The sequence below is a fragment of the Rhizobium metallidurans genome, from assembly GCF_014196505.1.
Classification (GTDB): domain Bacteria; phylum Pseudomonadota; class Alphaproteobacteria; order Rhizobiales; family Rhizobiaceae; genus Rhizobium; species Rhizobium metallidurans.
Map to the genome: position 1 here is coordinate 330,489 of NZ_JACIDW010000001.1, position 20,608 is coordinate 351,096.

The 20,608-nt window shown below is 61.2% G+C and carries 19 protein-coding genes; 15 read left to right on the plus strand and 4 right to left on the minus strand.

Translation table 11 applies throughout. The annotated features are described in order from the left end of the window. Nucleotides 1–66 precede the first annotated feature (66 nt). Entirely contained in the window at nucleotides 67–1,266 is a 1,200-nt protein-coding gene (locus GGQ67_RS01515; RefSeq protein WP_183898408.1) for an ROK family transcriptional regulator, read from the minus strand. A gap of 232 nt (nucleotides 1,267–1,498) precedes the next feature. On the opposite strand from GGQ67_RS01515, the gene GGQ67_RS01520 reads away from it, so the two are divergent. From GGQ67_RS01520 to GGQ67_RS01540, 5 genes are all read left to right on the plus strand, one after another. Beyond that, nucleotides 1,499–2,737 (plus strand): ABC transporter substrate-binding protein, encoded by a 1,239-nt coding sequence (locus GGQ67_RS01520; RefSeq protein WP_183898409.1) that lies wholly within the window; start codon nucleotides 1,499–1,501, stop codon nucleotides 2,735–2,737. A gap of 93 nt (nucleotides 2,738–2,830) precedes the next feature. Then, a complete protein-coding gene (locus GGQ67_RS01525; RefSeq protein WP_183898410.1) occupies nucleotides 2,831–3,730 on the plus strand; it encodes a carbohydrate ABC transporter permease in 900 nt (299 codons plus the stop codon). Between the two features lie 2 nt (nucleotides 3,731–3,732). Beyond that, complete coding sequence (locus GGQ67_RS01530) at nucleotides 3,733–4,614, plus strand: carbohydrate ABC transporter permease (RefSeq protein ID WP_246400092.1); 882 nt, start codon at nucleotides 3,733–3,735, stop codon at nucleotides 4,612–4,614. Between the two features lie 36 nt (nucleotides 4,615–4,650). Further along, entirely contained in the window at nucleotides 4,651–6,171 is a 1,521-nt protein-coding gene (locus GGQ67_RS01535; protein WP_183898412.1) for a DUF5060 domain-containing protein, read from the plus strand. Between the two features lie 24 nt (nucleotides 6,172–6,195). Continuing rightward, the gene (locus tag GGQ67_RS01540; protein WP_183898413.1) at nucleotides 6,196–7,260 is read left to right on the plus strand and encodes an ABC transporter ATP-binding protein; all 1,065 of its coding nucleotides are present in this window, start codon (nucleotides 6,196–6,198) and stop codon (nucleotides 7,258–7,260) included. A gap of 316 nt (nucleotides 7,261–7,576) precedes the next feature. Here GGQ67_RS01540 and GGQ67_RS01545 read toward each other — a convergent pair whose 3' ends face one another. Continuing rightward, entirely contained in the window at nucleotides 7,577–7,780 is a 204-nt protein-coding gene (locus tag GGQ67_RS01545; RefSeq protein ID WP_183898414.1) for a hypothetical protein, read from the minus strand. A gap of 192 nt (nucleotides 7,781–7,972) precedes the next feature. Here GGQ67_RS01545 and GGQ67_RS01550 point away from each other — a divergent pair, with 192 nt between their 5' ends. From GGQ67_RS01550 to GGQ67_RS01590, 9 genes are all read left to right on the plus strand, one after another. Then, on the plus strand, nucleotides 7,973–8,776 hold the full coding sequence (locus tag GGQ67_RS01550; protein ID WP_183898415.1) for a potassium channel family protein: 804 nt from the start codon (nucleotides 7,973–7,975) through the stop codon (nucleotides 8,774–8,776). A gap of 85 nt (nucleotides 8,777–8,861) precedes the next feature. After that, on the plus strand, nucleotides 8,862–9,632 hold the full coding sequence (locus tag GGQ67_RS01555; RefSeq protein WP_183898416.1) for an SDR family NAD(P)-dependent oxidoreductase: 771 nt from the start codon (nucleotides 8,862–8,864) through the stop codon (nucleotides 9,630–9,632). 229 nt (nucleotides 9,633–9,861) lie between these two features. Beyond that, nucleotides 9,862–11,190: a histidinol dehydrogenase gene (hisD, locus tag GGQ67_RS01560; RefSeq protein WP_183898417.1), complete on the plus strand. Its 1,329-nt coding sequence runs from the start codon at nucleotides 9,862–9,864 to the stop codon at nucleotides 11,188–11,190. A 4-nt stretch (nucleotides 11,191–11,194) separates the two neighbouring features. Then, the gene (locus GGQ67_RS01565) at nucleotides 11,195–12,208 is read left to right on the plus strand and encodes a zinc-dependent alcohol dehydrogenase (RefSeq protein WP_183898418.1); all 1,014 of its coding nucleotides are present in this window, start codon (nucleotides 11,195–11,197) and stop codon (nucleotides 12,206–12,208) included. Nucleotides 12,209–12,257: 49 nt separating this feature from the next. After that, complete coding sequence (hutC, locus tag GGQ67_RS01570; RefSeq protein ID WP_183898419.1) at nucleotides 12,258–12,995, plus strand: histidine utilization transcriptional repressor HutC; 738 nt, start codon at nucleotides 12,258–12,260, stop codon at nucleotides 12,993–12,995. Nucleotides 12,996–13,037: 42 nt separating this feature from the next. Next, nucleotides 13,038–14,330 (plus strand): hypothetical protein, encoded by a 1,293-nt coding sequence (locus GGQ67_RS01575; protein ID WP_183898420.1) that lies wholly within the window; start codon nucleotides 13,038–13,040, stop codon nucleotides 14,328–14,330. A gap of 276 nt (nucleotides 14,331–14,606) precedes the next feature. Further along, on the plus strand, nucleotides 14,607–15,623 hold the full coding sequence (locus GGQ67_RS01580) for an ABC transporter substrate-binding protein (RefSeq protein WP_183898421.1): 1,017 nt from the start codon (nucleotides 14,607–14,609) through the stop codon (nucleotides 15,621–15,623). 24 nt (nucleotides 15,624–15,647) lie between these two features. Next, nucleotides 15,648–16,505 carry an ABC transporter permease gene (locus GGQ67_RS01585; protein WP_183898422.1) on the plus strand — a complete coding sequence of 286 codons (858 nt, stop codon included), beginning with the start codon at nucleotides 15,648–15,650 and terminating at the stop codon, nucleotides 16,503–16,505. Nucleotide 16,506: 1 nt separating this feature from the next. Beyond that, on the plus strand, nucleotides 16,507–17,289 hold the full coding sequence (locus GGQ67_RS01590) for an ABC transporter ATP-binding protein (RefSeq protein WP_183898423.1): 783 nt from the start codon (nucleotides 16,507–16,509) through the stop codon (nucleotides 17,287–17,289). Here the strand turns inward: GGQ67_RS01590 and GGQ67_RS01595 are convergent. Continuing rightward, nucleotides 17,286–19,295: a N,N-dimethylformamidase beta subunit family domain-containing protein gene (locus GGQ67_RS01595; protein ID WP_246400062.1), complete on the minus strand. Its 2,010-nt coding sequence runs from the start codon at nucleotides 19,293–19,295 to the stop codon at nucleotides 17,286–17,288. The two genes, GGQ67_RS01590 and GGQ67_RS01595, sit on opposite strands and share 4 nt — an antisense overlap. A gap of 345 nt (nucleotides 19,296–19,640) precedes the next feature. Between GGQ67_RS01595 and GGQ67_RS01600 the strand changes: the two genes are divergently transcribed. Next, nucleotides 19,641–19,868, plus strand: a complete 228-nt coding sequence (locus GGQ67_RS01600) for a hypothetical protein (RefSeq protein ID WP_183898424.1) — start codon at nucleotides 19,641–19,643, stop codon at nucleotides 19,866–19,868. Nucleotides 19,869–19,914: 46 nt separating this feature from the next. On the opposite strand, the gene GGQ67_RS01605 is transcribed toward GGQ67_RS01600, so the two are convergent. After that, complete coding sequence (locus GGQ67_RS01605) at nucleotides 19,915–20,529, minus strand: biliverdin-producing heme oxygenase (protein WP_183898425.1); 615 nt, start codon at nucleotides 20,527–20,529, stop codon at nucleotides 19,915–19,917. Nucleotides 20,530–20,608 lie beyond the last annotated feature (79 nt).

Consider the following 20,608-nt stretch of genomic DNA (forward strand, 5'->3'; position numbering starts at 1 on the left):
CGGACGACCGGCGTGAAAGCCGTGTTGCCAGTGCAACCAGCGTCCGCTGAAATCCCGTCCAGGCAATCAGGACGCGGGCGAAACCTCGCTGGTGATGCGTCCGTGTTGCCTGAGTACGAGCGCCACCGCCCCCATGACCGTGTCGTCGTTGCCGCGGAAGGTACCCACGACGAAGCGAGGCTTGCGCTTTTCCGGCGAATGCGCGGGAGGAGCGACGGAATGGCGGGCGAAGCTGCGCTCGAGACCATTGATGAAACTCTCGCCCACCTCGGCCAGTTTACCGGCGATGATGAACAGGGGCGGATTGAGGATGGTGAAGGCGATCCCCATTCCCCAGCCTGCCATCTCGGCCGCATCATCGACAAGCCGCGCATAGGCGGCCTCGCCATTTCGGGCACGTTCCACGAACTGTTCTATGCTGATTGTCTCTCCGAAGGATTGCTCGGCATATCTGAGCAGCTGAAACCCGCCGGCGAAAGTCTCCAGACAACCGCGATTGCCGCAGCGACATGGCGGTCCGCGCGGATCAAGCGACATGTGGCCGAACTCGGCGGCATATCCGTGAGCGCCGCGCTGCACGGTGCCGTCGATGACGATGGCGCCGCCGATGCCGAGATCGAACTTGAACAGGACGAAATTCGGTTCGCCCACCGCGGCGCCCCACGTCATTTCCGCGAGCGCCCCGCAATGGCTCTCGTTCTCGACATGGATGGGACAGCCGAGCTGCTCGGAAAATACGGCGGCGATATTGGTCCCGCACCATGTCGGCAGAATGGAGCCGTTGAGAATTTCACCATCGTAGGAGACCGGCGCGGAAATCGCCAAGCCGACGCCCAGCAGCTCGGACATATCGACACCGAGCAGAGCGCATTGCTCTTCCAGACTGGAGCGCACGCATCTGGCGGCATCTTGAGGCGTATAGTCCTTGTCCATCGCGAACCAGATGTCGGACAACACGGTGTGGGCGAGGTCGCAGATGGCGATCCGGATTTCGCCGAGCCCAAGGAGCACGCCGGCGCAACGACCCGCCGCCGGGTTCAGCGACAACAGCTGCGACGGCCGTCCGAAACCGTTGCTCTTGGTATCCATGTCAAGGACGATGCCGCCGTCTTTCAGCTCCGTGAGAAGCGTGGATACGGTCGATCGCGCGAGCCCCGTCGACTTTACCAGCTGCGTGGCGGTGGCGGACCCGATCGCCGCGATAGCGCGCACGATGCGCCCGGCCGGCGAAGCCTGATCCTCGAAAAGTTCCCTGATGCCAACCATTCATCGCTCCTCCCGGTGCAATAGCACTGACTCGCCGCTTGCTCGCAACATATTTCTTGGAGGAAACTATTGCGGCCTGTTTCATGAGAAAAATCGTGCAACTTAACCTATTAAGCCGAAACAAAGGAGGAAATGCAATCGACTTTGTTCGAGCACGAAATAAGTATTGACAGCCGCAGGAATTTTCGGAATTGTAACCATCAGCGGAGAGGACCGCTCAAGGGAGGGTTTAATGACGATGAAGACCACACTTCTGGCTACGCTATCCGTGCTCGCGATCACCGCGACGAGCCTGAAAGCGGAAGACCTGACGCTCTGGACACTCAACTTCGACAACAACGCCGCCAATGTCGCGCTCAAGAAGGTCGCAACCGACTTCGAGGCCGCCAATCCCGGCACGAAGGTCGAGATCGTTCAGCGCGGCATCGACGAACACAAGACCGCGTTGCGCGTCGCGGCCGGTTCGAACAAGGGTCCCGACATCTATTTCAGCTGGGCAGGCCTTGGCCTCGGCGGTGAATATGTGAAAGCCGGCCTCTCGGCGCCGCTCGACAAATACTATACCGAATACAAGTGGAACGATGAGCTTCTGCCCGCGGCCGCGGCCTTCGCCGACCTCTATCCCGGCGGCAAGCAGGGCGTGCCCTTCACCTTCAAGGGCGAAGCCGTCTACTACAACAAGAAGCTGTTCCAGCAGGCCGGCATCACCGAAGAGCCGAAGACCTATGAAGAGTTTCTCGCCGACGCTGAGAAGCTGAAGGCAGCCGGCATTCCCGCCTTCACCTTCGGCGGATCGGTCAACTGGCACGTCATGCGCCTGATGGACGTCATCCTGGAAACGAAGTGCGGCGCCGAAAAGCACGATGCGCTGAAGTCGATGAAGGCCGACTGGTCCACCGAGGCTTGCGCCACCGACGCCTTCACGGAATTCGCGAAGTGGACGAAGGACTATACGCTGCAGCCTTTCATGGGCATCGACAACAAGCAGTCCTATAGCCTGTTCACGGCGGGACGCGCGGCGATGATGCTGGAAGGCGACTGGCTGGTCAGCCAGCTGGAAACAAGCGGCGCCAATCTCGACGATTACGGCATGTTCCCGTTCCCGACCAACACGCAGCGGCTCTACGGTTTTGCCGAATACAACTACATCAGCACCAAGAGCCCGAATCCCGATCTCGCCGCGAAGTTCCTCGACTACTTCCTTTCGACCAAGGTCCAGCAGGATCTCGTCGGCCAGATCAGCTCGACATCGGTCAACAAGAACGTCCAGTATGCCAATCTGAAGCCGCTGGAAGCCGAATGGCTCGACGTCTTCAAGACCTACGGCAAGGTCTACATGAACGGCGACCAGGCCTTCCCGCTTGACGTCACGACCGAATATTTCCGCGTGATCAATGACGTCGCCGCCGGCAACACGGCGCCGGCCGATGCAGCCAAGCAGCTGCAGACGTTCATAGCCGGTCGTACCTAAGTCCTCCCGGGACATCGGTCGGTCCCCACAATCGGGGACCGACCACTCGTCCAATGCCACTCGCCAGACACACGTCGCGCGGAGCAGATACCCATGTCATTGAAAAACCGAACACATGATCCGCGGTTCCAGGCACTGCTGCTGTTGGCGCCCGCCATGGCGATCTACGCGGTCTTCGCGGTCTACCCGATGCTGAACGTCGTGGTTCTCAGCTTCCAGAAGTGGAACGGTCTTGATCCGCAGCGCCCATTCGTAGGCCTGGCGAACTACCAGTATATCTTCACGCGTGATCCGGTGTTCTGGGTCGCTTTCAAGAACACGGTCATCTGGACCATCATGTCGGTGGTCTTTCCGCCGATGGTCGGCCTGCTGCTGGCCTTGACGCTCAACCAGAAGATCTTCGGCCGCAATACGTTTCGCGCCATTTTTTATCTTCCTGTCATCATCGCGCCGATCGCGGTCGCGACGATGTGGAAGTGGATGTACGACCCCTTCTTCGGCCTGTTCAGCCAGCTGATGACCAATATGGGCCTGCAGATGTGGATCAAGGACTGGCTCGGCGACAAGAACATCGCGCTCTACTCGGTTTTCGTCGCCTATCTCTGGCAGTCCGTCGGCTTTTCAATGGTTCTCTTCCTAGCCGGACTTCAGAACGTATCGCAGACGCTGGTCGAGGCGGCCCGCATCGACGGCGCCGGCCGCTGGGCGATCTTCAAGCATGTGACCTTCCCGGCGCTTCGCACCACGATGACCATCGTGCTCGTTCTCTCGATCATCTCGTCGCTGAAGGCATTCGATATCGTGTACGGCCTGACCGGCGGCGGACCGGCACAATCCACGCAGATGCTGGCGCTCTGGGCCTTCACGCAGGCAATGCAGATCTTCGACTTCGGACGCGGCGCCGCCATCTCGGTCGTGCTGCTGCTGATCACCATCGCGATCGTCGTGCCGTACCTGCGCTGGACACAGAAGCATGAGGACACCGAACAATGACGATGACATCGACAGGACCGATCTCTGCGTCTGAAACCATCGCCGCCACGAACAAGCCGGGCCGTGACCCGGTTCTGATTGGCCTCTGGATCGCGCTCATCATCGTCGCCTTGATCTGGTTCGCCCCGTTCGTCTTCATCGTCTTCACATCGCTGAAGACGAAGGCGGCGGTGACCAGCACCGGTGCCTTCATGCCGCCGGTCGAGTTCGCCTTCGAGAACTACAGCAGTGCGTGGAGCCGCGGCAATTTCGCCGAGTCCCTGATGAACAGCGTGATCATCACCGTCGTCAAGGTGCCGCTGGGCCTCGCCATCTCGGCGATGGCGGCCTATGCGCTGGCGAAGATCAAGATGAGAATAAGCAAGCTCCTGCTGCTCGTCGTCGTCTTCGGCACCATGATCCCGTTCCAGGTTATGCTGGCGCCGCTGTTCACGCTGGTCAATTCGTTCGGCCTGATCGACACGTATCCCGGCGTCATCCTGCCCTACATCGCGTTCGGCGTTCCCTACCAGGTTTTCATCCTGCACGGCTTCTTCAAGGGCCTGCCGAAGGAGCTGTCCGAGGCCGCGCTGATCGACGGCGCCACCCACTTCACCATCTTCCGGCGCATCTTCCTGCCGGTCTGCCTGCCGGTTCTGGCCGCGCTGCTGATCCTCGATTTCGTCTCCACCTGGAACGAATTCGCGATGGCGCTCGTCCTTCTCCAGGATCAGCACATGTGGACGCTGCCGCTTGGGCTGATGTCCTTTCAGGGCCAGTTCTCCAGCGACTACGGCCAGTTGAATGCCGCTATCGTCATGACGGTGCTGCCCGCGACGCTCGTCTATCTCATTTTCCAACGGTACTTCGTCTCCGGCCTCACCTCTGGTGCGGTCAAGGGCTGAGCGACCGAAATTCAAAGTCTTTCGAGGAGATCCTTCATGTCCATAGCAACAGTCGAAAAATGGGGTGTGTTCGAAGCGGCCTTCAACGGCCCGTCCGGCGGCAATCCCTATCTCGACGTGAGCCTCGACGCCGTCTTCACCCACAAGAGCCGCGAAGTCCGCGTGCCGGGCTTCTATGATGGCGATGGCGTCTACCGCGTCCGCTTCATGCCTGATATCGAGGGTGAATGGTCGTTCAAGACGCGCTCGCGGACGGCTGAACTCGACGGCAAGACCGGCGCGTTCGTCGCGACCACGCCGTCTGCCGGCAACCATGGCCCGGTTCGCGTGCGCAACAAGTTCCATTTCGCCTATGCCGACGGCAAGCCGTTCCTCTCCTTCGGCACGACATGCTACGCTTGGACGCACCAGCCGCTCGACATGCAGGCGCAGACGCTCGAGACACTGAAGACCGCCGGTTTCAACAAGATCCGCATGGGCGTGTTCCCCAAGGATTACCCGTATAATACCAACGAACCGCTTTACCCCTCCTTCGAGAAGGGCGCCGACGGCAAGGAAGATTTCGATCGCCCGAACCCTGTCATGTTCCGCCATTTCGAACAGCAGGTCGCCGCCCTTTGCGCGCTCGGCATCGAGGCCGACATCATCATGTTCCACCCCTACGATCGCTGGGGTTACGCGGACATGTCGGCCGAGCAGGACTTCCGCTATGTCGCCTATCTCGCGGCGCGCCTTGCCGCCTATCGTAACGTCTGGTGGGCGCTCGCCAACGAATACGACTTCCTGATCGACACCAAGCCGGTCGCGCAGTGGGACCGCTATTTCCATATTATTGAGGAAAACGATCCCTACCAGCACCTGAAGTCCATCCATAACGGCGAAGTGTCGATGAACTTCGATCACCGTAAGCCATGGGTTACGCATACCTGCATCCAGAATCCCGACGTCAAGCTGACGCAGACCTGGCGCGACGCCTACGGCAAGCCCGTCGTCAACGACGAGCCGGAATATGAAGGCAACATCGTTCAGTGCTGGGGCAACCTGACCGCGCAGGAACTGGTGCATCGTTTCTGGATCACCGTAACGCGCGGCGGCTATGCCGGACATGGCGAGACCTATTCGCACCCCGACGACCTGATCTGGTGGGCCAAGGGCGGCGAACTGCGCGGCGAAGCGTGGAAGCGCATCGGCTTTTTCCGCGATCTCTTGGAGCAGGACGTAACACACGGCCTTGACCCAATGGGCGCCGTCGGCGAGTGGCCATGGACCCGCGTTTCCGGCGTGCGCGATGGCGCCAGCGACCTGCGCTACATCTATCTCGGCGAGCATCAGCCCGTCGTCTGGTCCTCGGGTTTCCCGAAGGATGGCGACAACTACGACGTCGATATCATCGACACGTGGAACATGACGATCACGCCCGCGAAGAAGGTGGAAGCACCGATCCCGCACCCGACGCGCCACGGCGCGATCGTGCGCGGCGGCAAGGCGGACGCCGCATTCGGCGTTGAGCTGCCGGGCAAACCATATCTGGCACTTCGCGTACGCAGCAAGCGTTGAGCAGGTCTCAAAGGGAGGAATTCCATGTCCGGATTGGCCATTAGAAACGTCAGGAAGTCCTACGGCGCCGTCGACATCATTCATGGCGTGGACGTCGACATCGCCGATGGCGAGTTCGTCATTCTCGTTGGCCCGTCCGGATGCGGAAAGTCGACCCTGCTCAGAATGATCGCCGGGCTGGAGGAGATCACCGGCGGCGAGATTTCGATCGGCGGTCGCGTCGTCAACAATCTGCAGCCCAAGGATCGCGATATCGCGATGGTGTTCCAGAACTACGCGCTCTATCCGCAGATGACGGTGGCGCAGAACATGGGCTTCGCGCTGGAACTCGCCGGCGCGAAGAAGGCGGAGATCGACAGGAAGGTCGGCGAGGCCGCAAGGATTCTCGGCCTCCAGCCGCTGCTTGGCCGCAAGCCGGCGCAGCTGTCCGGCGGCCAGCGCCAGCGCGTTGCCATGGGCCGCGCCATCGTGCGCGATCCGAAGGTGTTCCTCTTCGACGAGCCGCTGTCGAACCTCGACGCCAAGCTGCGCGTCAAGATGCGCGCGGAAATCAAGGCACTGCATCAGCGCCTGAAGACCACGATCGTCTACGTCACGCACGACCAGATCGAAGCCATGACCATGGCCGACAAGATCGTCGTGCTGCAGGGCGGCAAGGTCGAGCAGATCGGCACGCCGCTCGAGCTGTACGACCGACCGCGGAATGTCTTCGTCGCCGGCTTCATGGGCTCACCGGCAATGAACTTCCTCGAAGGCAAGTTGACGGGCGGCGACAAGCCGCGGCTAACGCTGGCATCGGGTCAACAGGTCGAACTCTCGCAAGGTGCTACGAACGCCGATGGCCGCGACGTCATCGTCGGTATTCGCCCTGAGGACCTTGCGTTCGCGCAAGACGGCGGCGTGCCGGCGACCGTCAGCGTGGTGGAACCGACAGGGTCGGAGACGCATATCGCGCTCGAGGTCGAAGGCAAGGAGATTACCTGGGTCATGCGTGAGCGCGCAGACCTGACGCCGGGCCAGGTCGTCAGGCTCTCGTTGAGATCGCCGAACGTGCATTTCTTCGACAAGGCCACACAGCAGCGCATCTAAACCGCGACGCAACGAAGCCGATCTTACATCCGGCGACGTCGGGACGGCGGATGCAAGCTTTGGCAGGCAGCATTGCCTTCAACACAGCTATTGTCCCCATCGCTTGGCTGGTAACCTTACCAGCTAACCAAGCAACGTACTTTCAGTTGCATGGCAACATGAAGGAATGCCATCAAACGGACAGCGGTCCCAAACACCGTGGTCCGTGGGGTTACGGATCGGTAAACCCGTCCCCGCGGGGCGGGGACGGGTTCTTATTTCCAATTCTTCTATTTCGACGCCCGAGGATCGGCCTCCGGCAAACGTCGGCTCAAGACTACGCCTTGCCCTGCGTTTCGGCCCGTTCGGCAAGCATTCCGGCGCAAAACGCAGCTGTTCCACTTGCGGAAAAGGCATGGGCGCGCTTCTTGGCCGCCGTTTCGAGCAGTTCAGCGAAAACGCCGAGGCTGATCCGATCGGCCCGCAGCATCTGGCGGATCATCGGATCCCTCAAGACTTCCGACATGGTCATGTCCTGCATGGCACACTCCTTTGTTGCAAAGGGGAATACTACACCGATGTAACACGCAAATGTCGTCAGCGTGGCAGGATCAAGGCAAGCGACACGCCGTGGTTGCCGATATTCCATGGAAGCGGCCGCGTCGGAGCCGGGATTTTGCCCCTGCGGCGGGTTCGCGGTTGAAAAGCTGAAAGCGGTTGATAGTTCTGGCGCATGAGCAACACGCATACCGATTCAGGCGATGCTGGCGGCATCGTCAAGAAACTCCGAAAACAACTGAACTGGCTGCAACGCGGAAGGGATATCCGTTCGCTTCAGCTGCAGGGTCTGCTTGCCTTCGTCGATCTCGCCATCCTGGCCTTCTTTCTCTTCGGTCCTTATCTGAGAACGGGGCCTTCCTATCTCATCATCGACTACATGATCGCCGTGTGGGTGACGATCGAACTGATCGCCCAGGCCATTCTCGCCGGCAGCGTGAGGGCTTTCGTGAAGCGGCCGATGAGCTGGATCGATCTCTTCATCCTTGCGACCCTGCTGCTTCCGGATCTGCTGTTCAACTTCACCTTCCTGCGCGCCATGCGGATCTGGGCGATCGGCAACAGCCCGTTTCTGAAGGAAGGATTGCGGCGGCTCGGCTGCGCGCATCTGCTGGATATCGTGCGCGCCTGCGTCAACCTCGTGGTCTTCCTGTTCATCGTCACCGGCTTTGTCTACACGACGTTCTTCTACGGCCAGGGCGGCTGGGAAGGCTTCGTGGATGCCCTGTATTTCACCGTGGCGACGGTCACGACGACGGGCTTCGGCGACATCACCTTGCCCGGTGTGATGGGAAAGCTGACATCGATTGTCACGATGATCGTCGGCATTTCGCTTTTCGTACGCCTCGCGCAGGCGGTCGTTCGGCCCTACAAGGTCAACTTCCCCTGCCCGCAATGTGGCCTGCAGCGCCATGATGCCGATGCCGTGCATTGCAAGGCTTGCGGACATCTGCTGAACATCCCCGACGAGGGCCAGTGACGGCGGCGCCATCAGCCAAGACCGCTACATGTATAGATATGATCGCGGAAAGATGCTTTCCTCGGTGAAACATCGGAGGGATCAAATGTCCGGACATTCATTCAATCTGAAGGGGCGGGTCGCCGTCGTGACCGGCGCCAGCCGTGGCCTTGGCCAGGCGATTGCTCTGGCTCTGGCGGATGCGGGTGCCGACCTCTGCATCACTGCGAGAGAGCTGGCGTCGCTGCAGGATACGAAGACCAAGGTCGAAGGCCGGGGTGTCCGGTGTATCGCCGTCGCGCAAGATGTCAGCGACCTGACCTCTATCGATGCCGCGCTGGAGCAGGCCTGCGCGCTCACCGGGGGGATCGACATCCTCGTCAATAATGCCGGCATCGAGCAGGTCGCACCTTCGCTCGATGTGGACGAGGCGCTGTGGGACCGCATTGTCGGAACCAATCTCAAGGGCGCGTTTTTCTGGTCGCAGGCGGCGGCGAAGCGGATGTCCAAGCAGGAGACCGGCGGCAGCATCATCAATCTCTGCTCGCTGACCTCCTTTGTCGGCGTTCCCACCGCCGTCCCCTACGGCTCATCCAAATCCGGCCTTCTCGGGATGACCCGCGCGCTCGCCGCCGAATGGGCCGAGGCCGGCATTCGCGTGAACGCGGTCGCCCCCGGCTATTTCAGGACAGCGATGACCGACGGCTTCTATCAGAACGAGGACTGGCAGGCGCGCATGCTGACGAGGATTCCGCAGCGCCGCTTTGGCGAAGCAGCCGATGTCGGGGGCGCCGTCGTGTTTCTCGCCAGCGATGCGGCCGGCTACATCACCGGCCATTGCCTTCCCGTCGACGGCGGTTTCCTCGCCTCCATCTGACGCATGACCACGTTTCAGCTGCGACGCACAATTCTCGTCGCGAAGTGCGTTGACATAGCATGTATATACATGTTTCATTCGACGAAAATTATAAAGCGGAACATCAATCCTCGACCTGAGCCACTGGTTTGAGTAGACAGCCGATCGAACGGACATCGGCGGCGAAGCTGTGCCCATTGCTGGGTTCTCGCCGGCGCTTGCCCAAGACGCCAACAAGGTTACGTGCACAATGACTGAAGTCTCCTTTTACGAATATTCGAAGCTTTCTGCAGACGAGAAATCGGCTTTGCTTCGTCGGTCGGAGACCGACATCTCCGGCTTTATCGAAAAGGTAGGCCCGATCCTCGAGGCCGTTCGCACGGAAGGCGACCGGGCCGTCGCACGCTTCGGACGCGAGCTTGACAAGGCGGATCTGGCTGAGAGCTCGATCAAGGTGACCGAGGCCGAGTTCGACGCCGCCTTCAAGCTTGTCGAGGACGACGTCATCGAAGCGATCAAGTTCGGCATATCCAACATCCGCACCTTCCACGAGGAGCAGAAGCCCGAGGCGATGTGGCTGAAGGAAATTCGCCCGGGCGCCTTTGCCGGCGACCGCTTCACGCCGATCCAGTCCGTCGCGCTCTACGTGCCGCGCGGAAAGGGCTCCTTCCCCTCGGTCACGATGATGACCTCTGTTCCGGCCGTTGTTGCCGGTGTGCCTAACCTTGCGATCGTCACACCGCCGGCACCCGATGGAACCGTGGACGCCGCGACGCTGGTTGCGGCCCGTCTTGCCGGTGTCGACACCGTCTACAAGGTTGGCGGCGCACAGGCCGTTGCGGCCGTCGCCTACGGCACTGAAACGATCAAGCCAGCGCTGAAGATCGTCGGACCGGGCAGCCCGTGGGTCGTCGCCGCGAAACGCCTGCTCTCCGGCGTGATCGACACCGGCCTGCCGGCCGGCCCATCCGAGGCGATGATCTTCGCCGACGACACCGTGCATGGCGGTCTTGCGGCACTCGATCTCCTGATCGAAGCGGAACACGGCCCGGATTCGTCCGCCTACCTCGTCACCCACAGCCGCCGTGTCGCCGAACAAGCCATCGCCGCCCTTCCGGAGCATTGGGGCCGGATGACGGAACAGCGCGTCGGCTTCTCCAAGACCGTGCTCACAGGAAAATGCGGCGGCGTCGTGCTGACCTCCTCGATCGAGGAGAGCTACGCCTTCGTGAACGCCTACGCCCCCGAACACCTCGAAATTCTCTCCACGGACGCCTTCGCGCATCTCGGCCATATCACCGAAGCCGCCGAAATCCTGCTTGGACCGCACACGCCGGTCAGCATCGGCAATTTCTGCCTGGGCCCGAACGCCGTTCTGCCGACCAGCCGGTGGGCGCGCACCTATGGCCCGCTTTCGGTGACCGACTTCGTCAAGCGCAGCTCGATCGGCTACGTCACGGCGCCAGCCTATCCCGAGTTCGCCGCGCACGCCCGCAAGCTTGCGCTCTACGAAGGCTTCTCATCGCACGCCAACGCCGTATCCGACGTCCGCGACGCCTACCTGAAGACGAAAGGCTGAGCCCTTGAAAGCGGTGCGCCTCCACGATGCTGGGGATTTGCGGGTCGAAGCGATCGATCCGCCATCGGCCCCACCCAGTGGCTTCGTCAATGTGGAGGTCCGCGCCGCCGGCATCTGCGGCTCCGATCTGCACAACTTCCGCACCGGCCAGTGGATCAGCAGGCGCCCCTCGACGGCAGGTCACGAGTTCTGCGGTCGGGTAACTCACATCGGCGAAGACGTCGAAAATCTCGCGGTCGGCGACTATGTGGCGGCCGACTCGCGCGTCTACTGTGGCACCTGCCCGGCCTGCATGTCGGGCCGCAGCAACATATGCGAGGCGCTGGGCTTCGTCGGCGAAGCATGCGACGGCGGTTTTGCCGAGCATGTGCAACTCCCGGCGAAGCTGCTCTTCAAGCATGAACCATCGCTCGCACCCAAGGTCGCGACGATGGCCGAGCCGCTCGCCGTGGCGCTGCACGCCGTGAGACGCCTCAACGCGGCACAGGGTGAAGCGGTTCTCGTCATTGGTTGCGGCACCATCGGCGGCTTGAGCGGTCTGCTGCTCTCGAGGTTTCACAAAGGCAAGCTGCTGTTCGCCGATACCAATGCCGAGCGCGCGGCGCTGGTCGCGCGCATCTGCGGCGGGACGGCGGTCGGTCTGGACAAGGCCGCGATCGATGCCGCGCTGAATGGCGAACGGCTGCGCTATGCTATCGATGCCACGGGCAATATCCATGCGATTGCCGCCGGTCTCGATCTGCTTGTCGGTGGCGGCGCCTTGGCGCTTGTCGGCATCAGCCATGGCAAGCTGGATCTCGACCCGAACATCCTGGTGGAACGGGAAATATCGCTGGTCGGCTGCCACGCTTTCGCATCCGAGCTGCCGGACGCGATCGCCCTGCTGCCCGAGCTGGAGCCCGCGCTCATCGAATTCAGCGAGGTTCTGGCATCGCTCGACGATGTCCCGGATGCCTATCAGCGGCTGCTCAAAGGCCAGAGCCAGAAATTGAAGACTATCGTCGAGATCGCGGATTGAGGTTCGCCACGCGATAACCGTTCACGAGAACGAACTGGAGAGTTTGTCATTGAGTGCACTTTCGGATTCGGCATCGCCGCTCTACGAGAAGGTCAAGGACTTCGTGCTCGCAAACATCGGCAGCGGCAAGTGGGTACAGAATGCCCGGCTACCCTCCGAAAACGACCTCGTGAATTCGCTGGGCGTCTCCCGCATGACGGTGCATCGTGCGCTGCGCGAACTCACCTCGGAGGGCCATCTTCGCAGGGTCCAGGGCGTCGGCACCTTTGTCGCGCCGCCCAAGGCGCAGTCGACGCTGATCGAAGTCAGCAACATCATCAACGAGATCCGGGATCGCGGCGGCAAGCATCGCGCTGGTGTCATCCTGCTCGAGCGCATCGAGCATCCCGCGCCCGCCATTGTCCGCGCATTCGAGTTCGATCGGGTCAAGCCCGTCGATCACTCGCTCGTCGTGCATTTCGAAAATGACATTCCGGTGCAGCTGGAGGAGCGGTATGTGAACCCCGCGCTCGTTCCGCACTATCTCGACCAGGATTTCACCTCGATCGCAACGCTGGAATATCTGCAGCGCTGCACGCCGCTGACCGAGGTCGAACACTTGATCAGCGCGCTTCCGGCGGGGCCGGAACAGGCGCGGCTGCTGCAGATGCCCGAGCGCGACAGCTGCCTCGTTCTGCACCGCAAAACCTGGACCGGCGCCACGGTCGCGACCGTCAACACCTTCACCCATGTCGGCAGCCGCTACTCTCTCGGCAGCCGGTATCGCCCAACCCACAAGCCTGCCTGACAACACGCATCAACACCCTAGTTTATTCGAGAAGCGCATTCCATGAGCCAGACCAACAGCCGAACCGCCATTATTCGCGATCACGCCAAGAAGCGCGATGGCGTGGCCGAGACACTTCTCGCCGAGTTGCTTTTCGATCTGTTCGAGCTCGATGCGCAGAACCTCGCGATCAATTTCGACCAGTACAGCCTGAACTCGCTGAACGGTTTCTTCGAAAGCGGCGAGGAGAAATACTTCTTCAAATTCCACCAGGAGGAAGGCGAGGAGAAGATGGGCGGCGAGTATTACCGCGCGGATATCCTGACACGCGCGGGCCTTCCCGTCGATCAGCCCGTGATGATGTCGACCCTGCCGGGCGAACAGATCCTCGTCTATAAACGCCGCTTCGACCCCAGGTTCTCAGACGTGCTGCGCGCCATCGATCTCGAGCCGGATGCCGCCGCAGCCGCTGAGGCGGTGGATGCCGAACGCAAGCTCAGCGAGGCCGTGCTGAAGGTCTACCTGGAGACGCTGCATCCAGTGACGCCGGGACAGGTGGCTGAGGAGCCCGTGCACCGGCTGTTTTCCGCCCGTCTCGTCAGCGAACCCGGCGCGACATTCCCGGGTGGCCGATACGAGAGCTTCTACATCGGCAAGCGCTTCGCCTTTCCCGGTGCTTCGCTCGATTGGAACGAATTCGCGGCGGCGCATTTCGTCATCAACGGCGTTGCTTATGAGAAGACGGTCGGCGAGCTGTTTGACGAAGCGCACAAGCGGCTCGCGCCGCTTCGCCTTGCCGATGCCGGCGGCGTCACCGCCCATGGCGATGCCCACAACGCGAACGTCTGGTACCGCAAGAGCGACAACGGCGCCGCACTCTCCTTCTTCGACCCCGCTTTCGCCGGCGAGAACATTCCGACGCTGCTTGCCGAAGTCAAAACCACCTTCCACAACATCTTCGCCCACCCGCTCTGGCTCTACGAGCCGGCGTTGGCCGAGCAAAAGTTCAAAGCACGTGCGCGCTATGAAAATGGCACGCTGCATGCCGATTTCGATTGGCAGCCAAGCCCGATCCGCCAGGCCCTTCTCGACGCCAAGGCGACAGCGCTGTGGAAGCCGTTGCTTACGGAGCTAAAGAGCCGAGCGCTGCTTCCACAGGATTGGCGAACGGTGATCCGGCTCGGGCTCTTCCTCTGCCCGACGCTGGTCATGAACCTTCGCGCCGGCGTGGCCACGCATAATCCGACCTCCTCGCTGATCGGCTTTTCAACGGCCGTGATGGTGGGCAGCGAGCCAGGGGAAGGCTCGGATATCGTGACCCGGTTCCTCGACGCGATCGATCCGGAGCATGCGTGAGATGAGAGCTTTCAGACATCACGAATTCGCCAGGACGCGACATCGGCGATTGCCGAAATCGTCATGCGCATTCATAGAGGGAGCGACGCCGACGGGGTTTCGGGGCCTCGATCGGCGATACCGCGCAGATTCAGATTTACAAGTTCGGGCAAACAAATGACTATACATAATGCTGTTCAGCCGACTGCCCAAAATATAGGCTGAACATACAAACACACGAATGACGTCCTGGCTTCGAGCTTAGCGAACACATCATCGTAGAAAAGAGGGGTTACCATGACATACGCATCGATCAAGTCTCACATGTCGCGCCTGGCCATCGTCGCCGGCGTTATCGGCGCTCTCACGCAGGCCGTCCCGGCTGCAGCAGCCGACATTCCCGCCAAGCCGGAAGCCGGCACCTTCAAGCTCGGCATCGAGCCTTGGCTCGGCTACGGCCAGTGGCACGTCGCGGCCAGCAAGGGTCTTTTCAAGAAGGCCGGCCTCGAAGAGGTTGAACTCGTCAACTTCACCGAAGACAAGGATCTGAACGCAGCGCTTGCCAGTGGCCAGCTGGACGCAGCCAACATCGCGACCCACACCGCGATGGGCATGGTCGCCGCCGGCCTGCCGGTGAAGATCGTCTCGCTTCTCGATTTCAGCCTGACGGCCGACGCCATCCTCGCCGGCAGCGACATCAACAGCGTCGCCGACCTGAAGGGCAAGAGCGTCGCCTATGAAGAAGGCACGACAAGCGACATCCTGCTCAATTACGCGCTCGCCGCCAACGGCATGACCATCGACGACATCACCCGTGTTCCGATGCCGGCCGCCGATGCGGGCTCGGCTCTAATCGCCGGCCGGGTTCCCGTGGCCGTGACCTATGAGCCATACATCTCCACCGCACGTGCGCAGGACAAGGCCATCAAGCTTCTCTTCGAAGCCGGCAAGGATCCGGGCCTCGTATCCGACGTGCTGGTTGTTCGCGAAGACGTTCTGAAGTCCAAGCCGGGTCAGGTTCTGGCCATGCTGAAGGCCTGGGACGCGGCGCTCGCCGACTACAAGGCCAACACCGCCGAAGACCGCGCGATTATCGCCAAGGCCGTGGGCGCATCGCCTGAGGATCTCGCAACCGCATTCGACGGCGTGCAATATTACACGACCGCCGAGGCATCCAAGGCTTTCGCCGGCGAATTCAAGACCAAGACCTTCGTCGATGTGCTGAAGGCAGCCAAGCTTGCCAAGATCCTGACCCAGGACGTGACCGCCGAACAGATGATCGATTCGTCCTTCGTCGACGCGGCCAACAAGTAACGCGCTACTCAAGACGGATCATCCATGTCGGCATCACAATCCTCGTCTGCCAGCACCGACACCCGCGCGTCCTCGCGCGCGGGTGTCGGGCGACCGCCCAGCGCATTCCGCATCGGTGATCCGCTCGGCGCAAAAACGTTCCTCCTCATCGCCGTGTGCGTGTTCGCGCTGCTGTTTGCCTTTTGGTGGGCGGCGACCGCGACCGGCTGGGTCAAGCCCATCTTCCTTCCGAGCCCGGGCGCTGTCTGGACCAAGATGGTGGAACTGACGTTCGATGGGACGTTGCTGAACGATGCCGGCATCAGTATCTACAGAATGCTCGTCGGCTTCGCGCTGGCGTCCTTGATGGCGATCCCGATCGGCATCATGATCGGCTGTTACCGCACATGGGAAGCTGCGATCGAACCGTTCATCGACTTCGTGCGCTACATGCCTGTCGTCGCCTTCGTGCCGCTGACGATCCTGTGGGCAGGAACGAGCGACATCCAGAAATTCGTGATCATCTGGATCGGCACGTTCTTCCAGCAGGTGCTGATGGTGATGGACAGCGTCAAGCGCGTGCCGCCGGACTTCGTCGGGCTTGGACGAACGCTCGGCCTGTCGGAACCAAAGATCCTCTGGCGCATCGTTCTGCCATCGTCGCTGCCCGGCATCTGGGACACGCTGAGGATCAGCATGGGCTGGGCCTGGACTTGGCTTGTTCTGGCCGAGCTTGTCGCGGCCACCTCGGGGCTTGGTTACCGCATCGTGGTGTCCCAGCGCTATTTCCAGACGCAGACGATCATCGGCTACATCCTGCTTCTTGGCATACTTGGCCTGATCACCGATCAGAGCATGAAGGCTCTCGAGCGTGTTTTCTTCCGTTATACGTCGAGACATTGATATGAATGAACCGAAACTGAAGATCCAATCGCTCAACAAGTGGTACGGATCGGGCAAGCGAAGCGTTCACGCCCTCAGCGATATCGATCTGGAACTGGCGGACAACGAGTTCGTGTCGCTGGTCGGCGCCTCCGGTTGCGGCAAGAGCACGCTGCTTTCGATCGTCGCCGGCCTGCAGAAGTTCAATGACGGCGTGTTGCTGACCGATGGCGCGCCGATCGTCGGCCCCGGTCTCGACCGTGGCGTCGTCTTTCAGTCCTACACGCTGCTCCCCTGGCTGACCGCGCAGCAGAACGTCGAGTTCGCCCTTCAGGCGGCGGGCTTGTCGGCTGCCGAGCGCAGGGAAGTCGCGCGACACCATATCAACCTGGTGAAGCTCGACCGTTTCGCCGATGCCTTCCCCTCGCAGCTTTCAGGCGGCATGAAGCAGCGCGTTGCCATCGCGCGCGCGCTGTCTTATCGACCGAAGATGCTCCTGATGGACGAGCCCTTCGGCGCGCTGGATGCGCTGACGCGCCATCAGATGCAGGAGTTGCTCACGCAGATCTGGGAAGAGCATCGCCTGACCGTGCTGTTCGTCACCCATGACGTCGAAGAGGCCGTCTACCTTTCCGACCGCATCATTTCGATGAGCATCAATCCCGGCCGTATCAACGCCACCTTCCATGTCGGGCTGGCGCGACCGAGACATCAGGACATGATCTCGACCTCGGACTTCATCTCCATCCAGAAGGAAGTGCTCGCGGCGATCCGAGCGGGTTCGCAGCAGGACGATGCGCTTTAGTCCGTAAACCGGCCGACAAGATTGAGCATGATGCGGCCGACATCATTGTCTTCTCCGGGTGCCGGTAGAGCACCGATCCAGGCGACGGAACTGGCGGAAAACACCAATCCGCCAGCCTCGTGCCGGTAGATCGTCATATCCGATCGCCGCATCGCGGCCCGCTCCGCTTCGCCATCGGCGAGCCAAAGGTCCGGGCGCACCTGAAAGCTGTCGTCGAAGCCATCGGCGACCGCCAGCCGGACCAGATTAGCGGGCGTTTCTTCCGAGCGCAGTACCGCATCCACCTCATATCCCGCAGCACCGCCAAGCACGGTGCCGCTATCGCCGAAGGTCTCACCGACACCATCGAACAGCCACGCATATTCGGCGGCGTAGCTGCCCTCCAAGCGGCGATAGGGCCTCGATGCGCCGAAGCTCATGATCACATAGGTTACGCCAACCAGCGCCTGGGGATGGTGGTTGCCGCGATCTTCCCAGTTTCCACCGGGTTCGCCCGTCATCGACAGATGCACCTCACCCGGTCGGCCGCTCCAGATATCGTTCTTGCCGCGCCGCAGTTCCATCTTGTCGCCGTCGAAGGCGACCACCCAGTAAAATCCGTTACCGCCAAGATAACCGAGACTACCGCCGGAACCGAGATAGCGATCCAGGCCGTTCATCATCGCCGACGACCAGTATTCCGGATGACTGCCCGTCAACACCAGGCTATAGGGCGACAGGCTCTCCAAGCCTTCGTCGTGAAGATCGCGATCGGTCAATACGTCGACCGCGATGCCATTTCTCGCGTAGAATTTCAGCAGCTGCAGATCGACCGGGAGCAGATGCGGCGAGTTCGAGAGCGGGTAATGATAGTCTTCCCTCAGCGTCGCGCGCGGTCGCCGGCTCGAGGTCAGGCTGACGCCACTGAGATCGCTGTGCGTGTCGTAGAGGCTGAGGAAATTGTTGTCGATCGCGAATAGATGCGCGCGATCGCTGCCATGCCAGGGGTAGCGATGCGGCGGTAGCTGCTCGTCGGCGTAGGCGAGATAGGTGGCGGTCGGCAGCAGCACCGCCACGTTCGACCGCGGCTCGCGTGGGCGCACGAAGAATGGCAGCCTCTCCACTCCGCGATCCGTCCCGATCTCGAGCGCATAGACGCCGGACCGTGCATCCTCAGGGATATTGACGGTCAGATCCGCCGCCCAGTCGAAGCCGCCGAAATCGTCGTCGTGCAGATGAATGGCATCGAATTGATCGGCGGCCAGACGGGGATCGTGGACCTCGCCGGTAAAGCGCGGCGAGGCGACTGAAAATATCGGCGCATTGTGAACGATGATCGCCGGGCCGCCTTGCTGCACGGGTGAAATGCTGCCTACCGGGCCACGCGTGGGAAAGCGCCATTCCGTCTCGTGGTCGGCGCTGGTTAGCCGGATGCGGCCGAGTCTGGCATTCAAGGTCCGGCGCGAACGATCCGAGACGCCGCCGATGCAAATCGGTCCGGAGATATCCGCCGGGCCAAGCGGGATCGTGCGTTCCGCTACGACCGGCTGGCCGGCACGCCTGACCTTGAAACCCATCGCGCTCAGCGAAAAAGAGATGTCGAGCTGATACCACCGCTCGTTACGGACATCGGCGACGGGATGGCTTTCACCGTCAACAACGGCAACCAGACCACCATCGGGCACCAGATTCAAGAGCAGCGGACCGATCGCGACGACCGGCTTCGTGCTCTCGTTCCTGGTGAAGAGAATTTCCAGGGACAGCTCGTAGACGTCAGACCGACGAGCCGCGGCCGGAATCTCGGCCCAGGAGCCGAGATCATATTCGCGGATGAAGAATGCGTCCGGATGCCTCTCAATCTCCCAATCGACCTCGACCGCTTCGTCGCGATCAAGCGTGACGACCCTGACGCTCGCATTCGGATCGGTGCAGGAAAGAAAAGCGCCCGTGGCGGAACCGGCCTTCACGCTCCAGGGTTCGATGAACCCCACGGCAGCCATTGCGTCGTGGTTCAATCGATTTCGCATGCCGATACCCCATGTTCCTGAATCGGGGCAGCGATCCGATGGCAACCCAGTTCTCAGGCGGAGTTTTGTCTATACATCTTGGCGCGGTCAAGCGCGGTGGCAGCCGAGATATTCTCGCGATGCGTACCAAACCGACAGATTCTGGCCTGTTAACGACGCGCAATAGGCTATGAGCGCCTTGGTCGTATTCGCTTTCCCCGATGCGACCGAAACTTCAGCCTCGCACTCCGCGGGGCTTTTTCTTTGTCCGTTGTTCACTCGCCAAGAGGGGGACAACCCGTTCAGCGCATTGAACTTTTTATCTCCCTAATGCACGATATGCACAATGCGAGGGAGACTCACATAATGCGTTCAGGCTTGGGGACGATCACGATCGTCGACGACGGGCATAACGGCCATGTTGCCTACGAAATGACCGAGAAAGACGGTCTCTTGTTTGCCGGCGAAGAATTGCTGCAGCGGGCGAAGTCCGCCAAGCGCGTTACTTTCCGACCGCTTGCCGCCGCGACCGAACACCGAATCCGCATCGGCAGCGTCGATGCGAGTTGCGCCAATTTCCTGATATTGACCTGATCGGTCTACGTTGCCACGCCGGCAGGACCAGTGAAACCCGACGATCTTATTGCCTGGAGAAGGCAAGCTCCGCGAAATCGTAGACGCGCGCGAATGCGGCATCCGCCCCGGCGATGAGCGCCCGTTCCTCCTCAGCGCTCAGATCGACTCCATCGAGCGCCGCGGTGAATGTACGCCAATGCAGGCCACGCCCTTCGGGCGCCCCGGCGAGATGGCGCGCTCCCATATTCTCGTCGAGACCGAGCTTGGCCGCGTATTTCAGAAGAAAGGCCGCGCCGAGATTGGAGCCTTCGATCACGTAGAGCCATCCCAAGGCCTCCGCAATCGCGACCTTGTCTCCGCTGGCGAATGTCGGAACACTCTCAGTTTGCGGCGTGTCTATGCCGAGATCGGCAAAGTCCTGCTCGATGAGTGCCAGTCTCCGGCGGCCGGCCAGATCCGGAAGCAGGGCATCGAGTTGCTCGTTGAAGAACAAGGCATCGAGATCCCGGTGAAACAGGTATTGCATCTGCAGGAGGCGAGCATAGCTCTGCCTGTCGGCGAAGGGATTGATCTGCATGATACGCTTGTCCAGACGCTCATGCGCTGCATGTGTTGCGGCCTTCAGTCGCTGGGTGCGCGTTTCCTCGGTCACCGGCAAGATTTCAGTCGCAATCGACATTCAATTCAGTCCCTTCACTCAAATCCTGATCTTCGGTCCGGTCCAGCATTCACGCTTCGGCGAAAAGGCGATGATAACG